Origin of the sequence: Microbacterium radiodurans (assembly GCF_008710705.1) — a bacterium.
Lineage (GTDB): Bacteria > Actinomycetota > Actinomycetes > Actinomycetales > Microbacteriaceae > Microbacterium > Microbacterium radiodurans.
Window position 1 is genome coordinate 170,312 of record NZ_VYRZ01000003.1, and the last position, 13,836, is coordinate 184,147.

General features: G+C 70.4%; 12 protein-coding genes. 8 read left to right on the forward strand and 4 right to left on the reverse strand.

What is annotated here, in order from left to right:
* Window positions 1-39: 39 nt before the first annotated feature.
* From F6B42_RS11085 to F6B42_RS11120, 8 genes are all read left to right on the forward strand, one after another.
* Window positions 40-1,155, forward strand: coding sequence for a BMP family lipoprotein (locus F6B42_RS11085; RefSeq protein WP_150419754.1), 1,116 nt, complete (start codon window positions 40-42; stop codon window positions 1,153-1,155).
* An 87-nt stretch (window positions 1,156-1,242) separates the two neighbouring features.
* Entirely contained in the window at window positions 1,243-2,757 is a 1,515-nt protein-coding gene (locus F6B42_RS11090) for an ABC transporter ATP-binding protein (RefSeq protein WP_150419755.1), read from the forward strand.
* A complete protein-coding gene (locus F6B42_RS11095) occupies window positions 2,754-4,088 on the forward strand; it encodes an ABC transporter permease (protein ID WP_150419756.1) in 1,335 nt (444 codons plus the stop codon). The genes F6B42_RS11090 and F6B42_RS11095 overlap by 4 nt, the downstream gene beginning before the upstream one ends.
* The gene (locus tag F6B42_RS11100; protein WP_150419757.1) at window positions 4,088-5,365 is read left to right on the forward strand and encodes an ABC transporter permease; all 1,278 of its coding nucleotides are present in this window, start codon (window positions 4,088-4,090) and stop codon (window positions 5,363-5,365) included. The genes F6B42_RS11095 and F6B42_RS11100 overlap by 1 nt, the downstream gene beginning before the upstream one ends.
* Before the next feature lie 62 nt (window positions 5,366-5,427).
* Window positions 5,428-5,829, forward strand: a complete 402-nt coding sequence (locus F6B42_RS11105) for a cytidine deaminase (RefSeq protein WP_150419758.1) — start codon at window positions 5,428-5,430, stop codon at window positions 5,827-5,829.
* On the forward strand, window positions 5,826-7,160 hold the full coding sequence (locus tag F6B42_RS11110) for a thymidine phosphorylase (RefSeq protein ID WP_150419759.1): 1,335 nt from the start codon (window positions 5,826-5,828) through the stop codon (window positions 7,158-7,160). The genes F6B42_RS11105 and F6B42_RS11110 overlap by 4 nt, the downstream gene beginning before the upstream one ends.
* A 78-nt stretch (window positions 7,161-7,238) precedes the next feature.
* A complete protein-coding gene (locus tag F6B42_RS11115; protein ID WP_150419760.1) occupies window positions 7,239-8,354 on the forward strand; it encodes an adenosine deaminase in 1,116 nt (371 codons plus the stop codon).
* Between the two features lie 163 nt (window positions 8,355-8,517).
* Window positions 8,518-9,471, forward strand: coding sequence for a hypothetical protein (locus F6B42_RS11120; RefSeq protein WP_150419761.1), 954 nt, complete (start codon window positions 8,518-8,520; stop codon window positions 9,469-9,471).
* 68 nt (window positions 9,472-9,539) lie between these two features.
* Here F6B42_RS11120 and F6B42_RS11125 read toward each other — a convergent pair whose 3' ends face one another.
* The 4 genes from F6B42_RS11125 to F6B42_RS11140 all read right to left on the reverse strand — a co-directional run bounded on the left by F6B42_RS11125 (window position 9,540) and on the right by F6B42_RS11140 (window position 13,815).
* A complete protein-coding gene (locus F6B42_RS11125) occupies window positions 9,540-10,367 on the reverse strand; it encodes an alpha/beta hydrolase (RefSeq protein WP_150419762.1) in 828 nt (275 codons plus the stop codon).
* A gap of 12 nt (window positions 10,368-10,379) precedes the next feature.
* Window positions 10,380-11,546: a mannitol-1-phosphate 5-dehydrogenase gene (locus tag F6B42_RS11130; RefSeq protein WP_150419763.1), complete on the reverse strand. Its 1,167-nt coding sequence runs from the start codon at window positions 11,544-11,546 to the stop codon at window positions 10,380-10,382.
* On the reverse strand, window positions 11,543-11,980 hold the full coding sequence (locus F6B42_RS11135) for a PTS sugar transporter subunit IIA (RefSeq protein WP_150419764.1): 438 nt from the start codon (window positions 11,978-11,980) through the stop codon (window positions 11,543-11,545). The genes F6B42_RS11130 and F6B42_RS11135 overlap by 4 nt, the downstream gene beginning before the upstream one ends.
* A 155-nt stretch (window positions 11,981-12,135) precedes the next feature.
* Window positions 12,136-13,815, reverse strand: coding sequence for a PTS mannitol transporter subunit IICB (locus tag F6B42_RS11140; RefSeq protein WP_150419765.1), 1,680 nt, complete (start codon window positions 13,813-13,815; stop codon window positions 12,136-12,138).
* Between the last annotated feature and the right edge of the window lie 21 nt (window positions 13,816-13,836).

Below are 13,836 nucleotides of genomic sequence, written 5' to 3' on the forward strand. Positions count from 1 at the left end.
CGCCGCGAAGTCCGCGGCGCCTTCAATGTGGAGGCTGCATTGACTCTCTCGACCCCTCAGAAGCTCGTCGGCATCACAGCTGCCGCGGGCCTTCTCGTCGCCCTCGCCGGCTGCGGATCCGCACCCGATGAGGCCGGTGGATCCGGCGCACCCGAAGCCGGCGGCTCCGACTTCACCCCCTGCCTCGTCTCGGACGAGGGCGGCTGGAACGACCGCTCGTTCAACCAGTCGGCCAAGGAGGGCATGGACCGCGCGGCCGAAGAGCTGGGTGTCCGCTCCATCGAGGTCGAGTCCACGACCGAGAACGACTACGCGCCCAACCTCGAGACGCTCGTCTCGGAGGGCTGCAACCTGATCGTGGCGGTCGGCTTCAAGCTGGCTCCCGCGACCGTCGCGTCGGCCACGGCCAACCCCGACATCGACTACGCGATCATCGACGACTACGCCGACACCGACTTCGACGGTGAGACCGACGCGCCGAACATCAAGCCGCTCGTCTTCAACACGGCCGAGGCGGCGTACCTCGGCGGCTACGCCGCGGCATCCTGGTCGGCCGAGGCCGGCGTGAACAAGGTCGGCACCTTCGGCGGCGACAAGTTCAACTCGGTGACCGTCTTCATGGACGGCTTCCAGCTCGGTGTCGAGAAGTACAACGAGGACAAGGGCACCGACGTCGGCGTCGTGGGCTGGGACATCACCGCCCAGGACGGCAACTTCACCGGTGGCTTCACCGCGAACGACACGGCCAAGCAGGTCGCGCAGGGCATCCTCGACCAGGGCGTCGACGTGATCCTGCCCGTCGGCGGCCCGATCTACCAGAGCGCCGCGCAGGCGATCCGCGAGGGTGGCCGCGACGTGCTCATGCTCGGTGTGGACAGCGACCTCGCCGTCTCCGACCCGACCGTCGCCGACCTGACGCTCGTCTCCATCCAGAAGGCGATCGACGTGGCCGTCTACGACGCGACCATCGCCGCCGAGGGCGGCGACTTCTCGGTCGAGCCCTACATCGGCACCCTCTCGAACGAGGGCGTCAAGCTCTCGGGCTTCCACGACTTCGAGTCGCGTCTGCCCGCCGGTCTCGTCGACGAGCTGACCGCCCTTCAGGAGGCGATCGTCGCCGGCGACATCACCGTGGACTCGCCGAACTCCCCGTGAGTTCGTGAGTCGTCGGGGCCGGGGGACTGAGGTTCCCCGGCCCCGACCGCTGTCCGCAGTCATCATCCGTCGCATAGATTGGCCGACATGAAGCTCGAACTCCGGGGCATCACCAAGCGCTTCGGCACCCTGGTCGCCAACGATCACATCGACCTCGTCGTCCAGCCGGGCGAGATCCACGCTCTCCTCGGCGAGAACGGTGCCGGCAAGTCGACCCTCATGAACGTCCTCTACGGTCTCTACCAGGCCGACGAGGGCGACATCCTCCTGGACGACGCCGTCCAGGACTTCCGCGGACCCGGCGACGCCATGGGCGCCGGCATCGGCATGGTGCACCAGCACTTCATGCTCGTGCCGGTCTTCACCGTCGCCGAGAACGTCATGCTCGGCCACGAGAACACCAAGGGCCTCGGCGTGCTCGATCTCGCCGCCGCCCGCGCGCACGTGCGCGCCGTGGCCGACCGCTTCGGCTTCCAGATCGACCCCGACGCCGTCGTCGGCGATCTGCCCGTCGGCGTGCAGCAGCGCGTCGAGATCATCAAGGCGCTCTCGCGCGAGGCGAGGGTCCTCGTCTTCGACGAGCCCACCGCCGTGCTCACGCCGCAGGAGACCGACGAGCTCATGGCGATCATGCGCCAGCTGCGCGACGAGGGCACGTCGATCGTCTTCATCACGCACAAGCTTCGCGAGGTCCGCGAGGTCGCCGACCGCATCACGGTCATCCGGCTCGGGAAGGTCGTGGGCGAGGCGTCGCCCACGGCGAGCAACGCCGAGCTGGCCGCGCTGATGGTCGGCCGCCCCGTCGAGATGGTCGTCGCCAAGGGCGCGCCGACCGTGGGGGAGGGCGGACTCGCCCTCGACGGCCTCCGCGTCGTCACCCCGTCCGGCATCGTCGTCGTCGACGACGTCGACCTGCAGGTGCGCTCCGGCGAGGTCGTCGCGATCGCCGGCGTCCAGGGCAACGGCCAGACCGAGATCGTCGAGGCGATCCTGGGTCTCGCCTCGATCGACCACGGCTCCATCCGCCTCGACGGCGACGAGATCGGCGGGCGGAGCGTCCGTGCGATCCTCGACCGCGGCGTCGGCTTCGTTCCCGAGGACCGCAAGGAGGACGGCCTGGTCGGTGCGTTCTCGGTGCAGGAGAACCTCATCCTCGACCGTTCGGACGACCGTGCCTTCACCCGTGCGGGCACGATCAACCGCGGCGCGCTCGAATCGTTCGCCCGCGACCGGATCGCCGAGTACGACATCCGCACCCAGGGTCCCGACACCCCCGTCGGCACCCTGTCCGGCGGAAACCAGCAGAAGGTCGTCATCGCCCGCGAGATGGCCCGCCCGCTGCGCCTGCTCGTCGCCGCTCAGCCCACGCGCGGCGTCGACGTCGGCAGCATCGAATTCATCCACAAGCGCATCATCGAGGCCCGCGATTCCGGCGTCGCCGTGCTCGTCGTCTCGACCGAGCTCGACGAGGTCGTCGCCCTGGCCGACCGCATCGCCGTGATGTACCGCGGCCGCATCGTCGGCATCGTCCCGGCCGACACGCCGCGCGACGTGCTCGGTCTGATGATGGCCGGCGAGGTCCCCGAGGAGTCAGCAGCATGAGCAGTCCCACGCCCGGCACCGGGCCCGACCGGCCGACGGGAGCCGCCGACGCGCAGCTGCCCACCGCGAGCGGTCCTCTCACCGGCACGCCCGAGGTCGCCCCGCCCCCGATGACCAACCGCGTCATCACCGAGGTGATGCGCAGCAGCGCCGTCATCACGATCCTCGCGATCGTGCTCGCGCTCGTGGTCGGCGGCATCATGATGGCCGTCACCGACGAGCGCGTGGCCGCGGCATCCGGCTACTTCTTCGCGCGCCCGGGCGACACGCTCGCCGCGATCTGGCAGTCGGTCTCGGGTGGTTACGACGCCCTCTTCCGCGGCGCGATCTTCAACACGCGCGTCGACGACTTCGCGACGCAGATCCGGCCGCTGACGAACACTCTCGGCTTCGCCGCGCCGCTCATCGCCGCCGGCCTCGGCGTCGCCCTGGCCTTCCGCGCCGGCCTGTTCAACATCGGCGGTCGCGGTCAGATCCTCATCGGCGCGGCCTTCGCGGCGCTCGTGACGTTCAACCTCGACCTGCCCATGGTCATCCACCTGCCCCTGACCCTCGTCGCCGGCATCGTCGGCGGTGCGCTGTGGGGCGGTCTCGTGGGTCTGCTGAAGGCGCGCACCGGCGCGCACGAGGTGATCCTCACGATCATGCTCAACTACATCGCGTACTACCTCGTCAGCTGGATGGTGCGCACCCCGTCGCTCCTGCAGCAGCCGGGTACGACGCAGTCGATCTCGCGCCGGACGCCCGAATCGGCGCAGTTCCCCGAACTGCTCGGACCGCAGTATCCGCTGCTGGACTGGGGCTTCGTCGTCGTCATCATCGCCACGATCGTCGTCTGGTGGGTCATCGAGCGCTCCAGCCTCGGTCTGCGCCTGCGCGCGGTCGGCGAGAACCCCCACGCCGCTCGCGCCGCCGGCATCTCGGTCGAGCGCATGTACATCTACGCGATGCTCTTCGCGGGCGGTCTCGCGGGTCTCGCCGCGATGAACCAGGTCCAGGGCCAGGTCACGACGGGGTTCACCGGGTCGATCGACGCCGGCATCGGCTTCGACGCCATCACCGTGGCGCTCCTCGGCCGGTCGCGTCCGTGGGGCGTGTTCGCCGCCGGCATCCTGCTCGGCGCGCTCAAGGCGGGCAGCTTCACGATGCAGGGTTCCGAGGGCATCCCGGTCGAGATCGTCCTCGTCGTCCAGGCGCTCATCGTGCTCTTCATCGCGGCGCCGCCGCTCGTGCGCACGATCTTCTTCCTTCCCAAGACCGAAGCTGAGAAGCGGGCCTCCGGCCGCACGAAGACCTCGTCGCGTCGCGCCGCTGTGAAGGCAGGTGCCTGATGGCAACGACCGATCTCACCGCCGCGGCGGGCCTGCCGGGCGTCGTGAAGGTGCGTCACGCGAAGCCGGCGATCGCGCTCGGCATCACGACGATCCTGCTGGCGATCCTGTTCGCGCTGGTCCCGCGCGGCGGCACGAGCACCTTCCGCCTCGCCGACGGCGGATCGGCGATCGCCATCCCCGACGTCGCGCTGCCGACCGGACCCACGAGCTGGATCCTCCTCGCGCTGCTCGCGGCCATCACCGTGCTCACCGTGTTGGATGCCGTCGCCTACCGCCGCCCGCGGACGTGGCTCGTCGCCGTGGCCGGCGCCCTCGGCGTGTTCGCCTTCCTGGTGTGGGCCGCGGCCGAGGGGCTCGTCCCGGTGATCGGCCTGCTCTTCGGCGCCGTCTCGCTCTCGGTGCCGCTCATCTTCGGCGCGCTCGGCGGCGTCATCGGTGAACGCGTCGGCGTCGTCAACGTCGCGATCGAGGGCCAGTTCCTCCTCGGCGCGTTCGGTGCCGTGCTCATCGGCAGCATCACGGGCAACCCCTTCATCGGCCTCATCGCGGCGATGGTGGGCGGTGTTCTCGTGAGCCTCGTGCTCGCGGTGTTCTCCATCCGCTACCTCGTCGATCAGGTGATCGTCGGTGTCGTGCTGAACGTGCTCGTGACCGGCCTGACCGGATTCCTCTTCGGCGCGCTCCTCGCCCCGAACGAGGAGACGCTCAACCGCGCGACGACCTTCCAGCGCCTCCCGATCCCGCTCCTGAGCGACATCCCCGTCATCGGTCCGGTGCTGTTCAACCAGACCTTCATCGTGTACCTCATGTACATCACCGTCGGTCTCGTCGCATGGGGTCTCTACCGCACCCGCTGGGGACTGCGTCTGCGCGCCGTCGGCGAGCACCCGCAGGCCGCCGACACCGTCGGCATCAAGGTGAACCCGACCCGGTTCTGGAACGTCACCCTCGCCGGTGCCATCGCGGGCGCGGGCGGCGCGTACTTCACGCTCGTCTCGGTGCCCACGTTCACGAAGGAGATGACCGCCGGTCTCGGCTTCATCGCCCTCGCGGCGGTCATCTTCGGCCGGTGGGACCCGATCCGCGCGACCCTCGCGGCGCTGCTGTTCGGCTTCGCCACCAACCTCCAGAACCTGCTGACCGTCCTCCGCACGCCCATCCCGAGCGAGTTCATGCTCATGCTCCCGTACGTCGTGACGATCCTCGCCGTGGCCGGCTTCGCCGGGCAGATCCGGGGACCGGCGGCGGCGGGCAAGCCGTACATCAAGGGCTGACCGGGATGCCGCGTGCTGCGGCATCCGCGAGTCCGGCATCCGTGAGATCCGAAGGAAGATCCGTGACAGACATCGATTGGGACGAGCTCCGCGCCGTCGCCACCGACGCCATGACGCGCGCCTACGCGCCGTACTCCCGCTACAAGGTCGGCGCGGCCGCGCTCGTCAGCGACGGCCGCATCGTGTCGGGATGCAACGTCGAGAACGCCTCGTACGGGGTGGGCCTGTGCGCCGAATGCGCCCTCGTCGGTGACCTGCACATGTCGGGCGGCGGCCAGCTCGTCGCCTTCGTCTGCGTCAACAACGACGGGCAGACCATCATGCCGTGCGGCCGCTGCCGCCAGCTCCTGAACGAATTCGCCCTGCCGGGCATGCTGCTCGAGACCGTCTCGGGCATTCGCACGATAGACGAGGTGCTGCCCGACGCGTTCGGGCCCCGCGACCTCGAGGAGGCCGCCCGATGAGCGCCGAGTCCACCGCATCCGCCGCCGCGTCCACCGCCGCCTCGAACGTCGAGGCCTTCGACGCGGTCGACGTCATCCGCACCAAGCGCGACGGGCGCGCGGTGCCCGAGGACGCGCTCCGCTGGATGATCGACGCCTACACGCGCGAGTACGTCGCCGATTCGCAGATGGCGGCGTTCGCGATGGCTGTGCTGCTGAACGGCATGGAGCGCGACGAGATCCGCGTCATGACCGACGCGATGATCGCGTCGGGGGAGCGGATGAGTTTCGCCGGGCTCGGCAAGCGCACCGTCGACAAGCACTCCACCGGCGGCGTCGGCGACAAGATCACCCTGCCGCTCGCGCCGCTCGTCGCCGCCTTCGGCGTCGCCGTCCCCCAGCTCTCGGGTCGTGGCCTCGGCCACACCGGCGGCACGCTCGACAAGCTCGAGTCGATCCCGGGGTGGCGCGCCGCGCTGTCGAACGACGAGATGTTCGCGCAGCTGCAGGGCATCGGGGCCGTCATCTGCGCGGCGGGCTCGGGTCTCGCTCCCGCCGACAAGCGGCTGTACGCGCTCCGCGATGTGACCGGAACGGTCGAGGCGATCCCGCTCATCGCCTCGAGCATCATGTCGAAGAAGATCGCCGAGGGAACCGAGGCGCTCGTCCTCGATGTGAAGTTCGGTTCCGGCGCCTTCATGAAGGACGTCGGGATGGCCCGCGAGCTCGCGCGCACGATGGTGGCTCTCGGCGCCGATTCGGGCGTGGCGACGACGGCGCTCCTGACCGACATGAACACTCCGCTCGGCCGCGCGATCGGCAATGCGAACGAGGTCCGCGAGTCGGTCGAGGTGCTCGCCGGAGGCGGTCCCGCCGACGTCGTGGAGCTCACCGTCGCGCTCGCGCGCGAGATGCTGGCCCTGGCCGGACAGCCCGATGCCGACGTCGAGGCCGCCCTCGCCGACGGCCGGGCGATGGACGCCTGGCGCCGCATGATCATCGCGCAGGACGGCGACCCGGATGCCGCGCTGCCCACGCCCCGCGAGACGCACACCGTCACCGCTCCCACCGCCGGCATCGTCTCGCGCGTCGAGGCGCTGCCGTTCGGCGTCGCCGCGTGGCGCCTGGGTGCGGGTCGCGCTCGTGCCCAGGATCCCGTGGTGCACGCGGCCGGGATCGATCTTCACGTGAAGCCCGGCGACGAGGTGGCGGCCGGTCAGCCGCTGTTCACCCTGTCGGCCGATGATGCAGCCCGGTTCGAGCGTGCTCTCGACGCGCTGCACGGCGCCTGGGAGATCGACGACGCGGCCCCGCCCGTCGGCCCGCTCGTGCTCGAGCGCATCACCGCCTGACCCGGCATCCGTTCCACCCCGCCCTTCCCACCACCCGTCCTGACCCGTCCCGATCCGTCCCCGACCGAAGGAGCCGCCATGCCGATCGACCAGCACGCCGATAAGAAGCTGCAGGGCGTCTCCCTCCGCTCATTACCGAAGGTGTCGCTCCACGACCATCTCGACGGCGGTGTGCGTCCCGAGACGATCGTCGAGCTCGCCGACGAGATCGGATACGAGCTGCCGGAGTCGGACGCCGCCGACCTCGCGGACTGGTTCGCCGAGCAGAGCGACTCCGGTTCGCTCGTCGACTACATCGAGACCTTCGACGTCACCCTCGGGGTGATGCAGACCGCGGACGCGCTGCGTCGCGTGGCCCGCGAGTTCGTCGCCGACCTCGCCGCCGACGGCGTCGTGTACGGCGAAGTCCGGTGGGCTCCCGAGCAGCACCTCAGCCGGGGGCTCTCGCTGCAGGAGGCCGTCGACGCCGTGCAGGAGGGCATCGAGGAGGGCGAGGACGAGGCGGAGGGCCGCGGCCACGACATCCGGGTCGGGCAGATCCTCTCGGCCATGCGTCAGCAGGGGCGCTCGCTCGAGATCGCCCAGCTGGCTGTGGCGAACCGGGGGCGCGGAGTGTCGGGCTTCGACATCGCCGGACCCGAGGACGGGTTCGCGCCCGCGCAGCACCGGGCGGCGTTCGATTACCTCGCGTCGGAGTTCTTCCCCGTGACGGTGCACGCGGGCGAGGCCGCCGGACTCGACTCCATCCGCTCGGCCCTGATCGACGGGCGCGCGCTGCGCCTCGGGCACGGTGTGCGGCTCGCGTCCGACCTCAACGTCGTCTCACGCGAGGGCGAGGAGGTGATGGTGCAGTTCGGTGATCTCGCCCGCTGGGTGCGCGACCGCGAGATCCCGCTCGAGCTCGCACCGTCGTCGAACCTGCAGACCGGCGCCATCGAGGCGTGGGGCACGCAGTGGGAGGACCACCCCTTCGACCTGCTGTACCAGCTCGGCTTCTCGGTGACCGTGAACGTCGACAACCGCACGCAGAGCCGCACCTCTCTCACGCGCGAGCTCGCGGCGCTTGCCGAGACGTTCGAGTACGACCTCGACGATCTGCAGGCATTCCAGCTCAACGCGGCAGCCGGCGCGTTCCTCTCCGTGGAGGAGCGCGAGGAGCTGATCGAGATCATCGCCGAGGGCTTCGGCGCCTGACCGCGGTCCCCCCCTCGAGGTCCCAGTTGGGCCGGGTTTGAGAGCCTGATTCCCGGCGGAACTGGGACCTCGCGCTTTCTGCCCAGGGCGGGGTGAGCGCCGGGATGCTCACAGATGCGGTGGCCGCGGCCGCGAGAGCGGTGATGAGCCCCAGGCTGTCGGGATGCGTCGACCCCAGCCCTTGCCTGAACCGCTGCGCGGCGTCCCGTTCTCGGTCGGAGCCGCCCGCGCGATGGATGTGACGGCGGGGCGACTCGATGCGAGTGATCTCGAGATTCCGTTTCGCGGTGTCCGGATACCGCGCGGCGCCGGCCCAGCGGATGTCGCCGAGCGGTGCGCGCAATACGCGGTGCGGCTTCGGCCCTGGCAGTTCTTCAGCCACGACACCGCGCTCGCGCGATTCGGGGCACCGCTCCCGTTCGGGAGCGATCCGCTCGCGCTGCACGTCGCGGCCCACCGGCCGAAGCGCGAGCCACGAGCGGACGGGGTCATCGGGCACCGCCTGAGCGAACGTTCTCCGGCAGTGTGGACAGTCAGCGGCATCCCGTTCGAGCATCCCGCGCGTGCCTGGCGGCACGTCGGCGCGGTGTGGCAGCACGACGACCTCGTTGCGGCGGGTGACTACCTCATCGGCCGCGGCCGGCTCCTGACCCTCGAGCAGCTGGCGGACGAAGTCGAGCTGCATGCGACGCGTGGGCGCAGCCGGCTCATCCGAGCGCTGGCCGACATCCGGCCTGGTTCGGAGTCGTCGGAGGAGACGCGTCTGCGTCTGGTCCTTCAGCGAGCGGGGCTTCCCGAGCCGGAGCTGAATCCGGAGCTGCGACGGGAGTCGGGCGCCTTCATCGCACGGCTCGACCTCGCCTATCGCCGATGGCGGATCGCTGTCGAGTACGACGGGCGTCAGCATGCTTTCGACGACGCACAGTTCGCGCGAGACGCCGATCGCTGGCACGCTATCCGCGCGAGCGGCTGGGAGCACGTGCGCATCCTGCGCCACCACCTTCGCGGTGATGGCCGGCGCGCGGTCGATATGGTCCGGTCTGTGCTTCTCCGTGCCGGCTGGCGCCCTGACCCACCGACCGAGGCCCCACCGAGGTCCCACTTGGGCCGGCTATAGCCGCCGAGTTCCCGGCCGAACCGGGACCTCGGGGCGCTGGCGCCCGCCCTGCGGGTCAGCAGCCGGGGTCAGCGGGGGAGGGCGGCGACCAGGTCGGTCAGGGCGCCGGTGACAGCGGCGTCGCGGTCGGACTCCGAGATGGTCGGCGTGCCGTCGCCGGCCTGCGGGCCGTAGTCGCCGAAGGAGGCGTGGCTCGCGCCGGGGATCTCGACGAAGGCGGCGTCGGCGGGCAGTAGCGGCGCGCTATCCTCGACCTTCTGCGGCGTGGTCAGGCCGTCCTCGGAGCCCGAAAGGCTCAGCACCGGAAGCCCGCTGCCCGACAGATCGTTCGCGCAGTAGGAGGCGAACAGCACGAGACCGTCGGCATCCGAGGCGAGCTGGCAGGCACGCACGCCGCCGAGGGAATGTCCGCCGACCAGCCAGCTCGACACACCGGGCGCGAGGTCGGTGAAAGCCGACAGCGGTCGTGGGTCGAAGAACGCGAGATTCAGCCAGGGCCGGGTGATGACGACGGTGACGTCGTCATCGGCGACGACCCCGGCAAGGGTCGCCGCGTACGCCTCGGCCTGCACCTTCGCACCGGGCACGAAGACCAGGCCCACCTCGGATGATGCGGATGCCGGTGCCAGCACCACGCTGCCATCGACCTCCGACATCACGATCCGCTCGTCCGCGCGCACCGCGGCGAGGGGACCCGCCTCGGCGTCCATCACACCGACCTGGCTCCAGACGAGGATGCCGATGACCGCCGCCAGGATCAGCCCGCCGAGCGAGGCGAGCACGATCCATACGACCCGGCGCACCCGCGACCGGGGCCGAGCGCGCCCAACCCGCGCGCCCGCGGCCGCGGGGCCGCCGGCCGCCGCGCCGCCGGCTGCCGACGCCTCATCGCTCATCGTGCGAACCGGTCAGTCCGCGGCCGTGCCGAGTTCGGCCTGGCGCGCCGCGACGACGGCCTCGACCCGCTCGAAGAGCGGGTGGCCGGGCTCGAGTCCCGTGACCGAGGCGGTGACGGATGCCGCATCCTCATCGCGCAGGCGCTGCTGCAGTTCGACGGACTGCGGGTCCTCTGCCTCGTCGAAGGCGAGAGCGGCGCCGATCGCTGCGACCAGGGCGTCCACCGACAGCCCGGCTTCGGCGGCCTCGGCCGCGGGCCCGATGAAGCGCTCGTGTCGCGAGAGCTTGCGCAGCGGCTGGCGGCCGACGCGTCCGACGGTGTCGGGCAGCTCGGGGTTCGCGAACCGGCGCAGGATCGTCGCTCGGTAGTCGGCGAGCTCGCCCGCGTCGAGGCCGTGCTTGCGCACGAGCAGCGCCGAGGTCTCCTCGAGCGCCGCCGAGACGCTCTCGGCGATCTCCGGCACCGCGAGGGCTTCGGCGACCGTCTCGACGCCCGCACGGGCTCCGAAGTACGCCGTCGTGGCATGGCCGGTATTCACCGTGAAGAGCTTGCGCTCGATGTAGGGCTCGAGATCGTCGACGAAGTGCGCACCGGGGATGTTCGGCAGCGCACCGGCGAAGGGGCCGGACTCGATCGCCCACTCGAAGAACGGCTCGACGGTGACGTCGACGCCGGCTCCGGCGGGCTGGGCCGGCACGATGCGGTCGACGGCCGTGTTGGCGAAGATCGCCCGCGCCGACACGGCGTCCCAGGCATCGCCCGCCTGCGCGCGGATCTCGTCGCGCAGCAGGTCGGTCGCACCGATCGCGTTCTCGCACGCCATGACCGCCAGCGGCGCCGCGGACGGGGCGCGCAGGGCCAGGCCGGCGAGGATGTGCGGCGCGATGAACTTCAGGACGGTGGGGCCGACGGCGGTGGTCACGACGGCCGCCGAGGCGACGGCATCCGCGACCGCCTGCGGGTCCTCGGCGCTGTTGAGCGCGCGGAAGCCGGTGACGACCTTGTCGGTGCCGCCCTCGCCCACCTCGTGCACCGTGTACTCCGAGGCGGCGTTGATGGCGTCGACGAGGGGAGCGGCGACGTCGGAGAAGACGAGGTCATAGCCGCCCTCGTTCAGCAGCAGTCCGACGAAGCCCCGGCCGATGTTGCCGGCGCCGAAGTGGACGGCGGTGCTCACTGGTTCACCGAGGCGAGCAGCGCGAACAGCTCGTCGGGCGTCTGCGCCGCCTTCAGGCGGGCGACGTCGTCCTCCTCCGAGAACAGCAGTGCGATCTGCGACAGGATGTCGAGGTGCTCGTCGCCCTTGCCGGCGATGCCCACGACGAAGCTGACCTGCTCGCCGCCCCAGTCCACGCCGCCGTCGTAGCGCACGAACGACAGCGCCGAGTCGAGGATTGCGTCCTTCGTCTCGTTGGTGCCGTGGGGGATCGCGAGCTCGTTGCCCATGTAGGTCGAGACGGTCTGCTCGCGCTGCTGCATCGCGTCGAAGTAGGCCGAGGTGACGGCGCCGGCGGACTCGAGGATGTCGGCGGCCTCCTGCATCGCCTCCTCGCGGGTGACGCTTCCGGAGTGGATGCGGATCTGGCCGATGTTCAGGACCTCACGTGCCATGTCTGTCTCCTTCGGTTCTCTTCGAGGGGGGATGCCCCCGACTTCGAGGGGGGATGCCGGGGGCCGAGGCGGTCGTGCCGCCCCGGCCCCCGGGGTGTTGCTTTCGAGCCTACGCGCGCTGCCTTTCTCGAGCTACGCGCGGTGCCGTTCTCGGGCTACGCGTCGCCGCCGTGCTGCTTGCGGACCAGCTCCACGACCTCGTCGTACTTCGGCGAGTTCATGAAGTTGTCCACCGACACGTGCATCGCGTCGGGGGTGCGCTGGCGCGCGCGGTCGGTGAGCTGGTTCTGCGTGATCACCAGGTCAGCCGAGCCGTCGAGGTTGGCGATCGCCTTGTTGACGACCGTGACGCCCTCGACGCCGGCCTTCTTGATCTTGTTGCGCAGGACGCTGGCGCCCATCGCCGACGAGCCCATGCCGGCGTCGCAGGCGAACACGATGTTGTTGACCTGCTTGGTCGCCGTCGCCGTACCACCCGAGGCAGTCGCCCCGGCGGTCGCGCCGACACCGGCAGCGGCGTCCTCGGCGGCGGTGGCCACCTCGGCGTCGCGGCCGCCCGAGCGGCGGAGCGAGTCCATCGCGCTCGAGGACTTGCCCTTGTTCGCCTCGGTCTGGGCGATCGCGGCCTCGAAGTCCGAGCCCTCGGCCGCCAGGTCGCGCTTGCGCGTCGAGCGCAGGATGACCGCCGAGATCAGGAACGTCACGGTCGCGGCGAGCAGCACCGACAGGAGCACGATCACCACGTTGCCGACGCCGCCGGGCAGCGCCGCGGCGAAGACCGCGATGATGCTGCCGGGCGCGGCCGGGAAGGCCAGGCCGCCGCCGAGGAGCATGTTCGTGGTGACACCGGTGGCGCCACCGGCGATGAGGGCGAGGATGAGCATCGGCTTGCTGAGGGCGTACGGGAAGTAGATCTCGTGGATGCCGCCGACGAACTGGATGACGGCTGCGCCGGGAGCCGACGCCTTGGCCGCGCCGACACCGAAGAAGGTGAAGGCGAGCAGCAGGCCGATGCCGGGGCCGGGGTTGGCCTCGATGAGGAACAGGATCGAGCGGCCGAACTCCTCGCTCTGCTGCACGCCGAGCGGGGTGAACACGCCGTGGTTGATGGCGTTGTTGAGGAACAGCACCTTCGCGGGCTCGACGATGATCGAGACGATGGGCAGCAGGTTCAGGCTGACGAGCCAGTCGACGGCTGCGCCGAGGCCTTGGCTGATGACCCGGAAGAAGGGGCCGAAGGCGAAGAAGCCGACGACCGCGAGGAGCATCGAGAGGATGCCGGCGGAGAAGTTGTTCACGAGCATCTCGAAGCCGGGCTTGATCTTGCCGTCCCAGATGCGGTCCATGTACTTCACCGCGACCGCGGCGAGGGGGCCCATGATCATCGCGCCGAGGAACATCGGGATGTCGGTGCCGGCGATGACGCCGACGGTCGCGATGGTCGCCACGACGCCACCGCGCTCGCCGTAGACCATGCGGCCCGCGGTGTTGGCGATGAGGAGCGGCAGCAGGTAGGTGATCATCGGGCCGACGAGGCCGACGTACGCCGACACGTTGGTGCCGTCGCTCTCGGCGAGCGTCGTCATGGCGCCCTGCCAGCCGATGGCCTCGAGGTTGCCCGAGCCGCCGATGATCTCGGCGACCGGGAACCAGTGCCACCCGAACGGGCTGTCCACGCCGAAGAACCCGGCGGGGATGAACAGCATGGTGATGAAGCCCCACGCGATGAACGCGGCGATGTTGGGCATGATCATGCCTGACAGGAAGGTTCCGAATCGCTGGACGGCGACGCGGGCTCCTCCCGTCTTCTTATCGACGGCTGACGTCGTTGTCATTTCTGGTTCTCCTTATGGTGC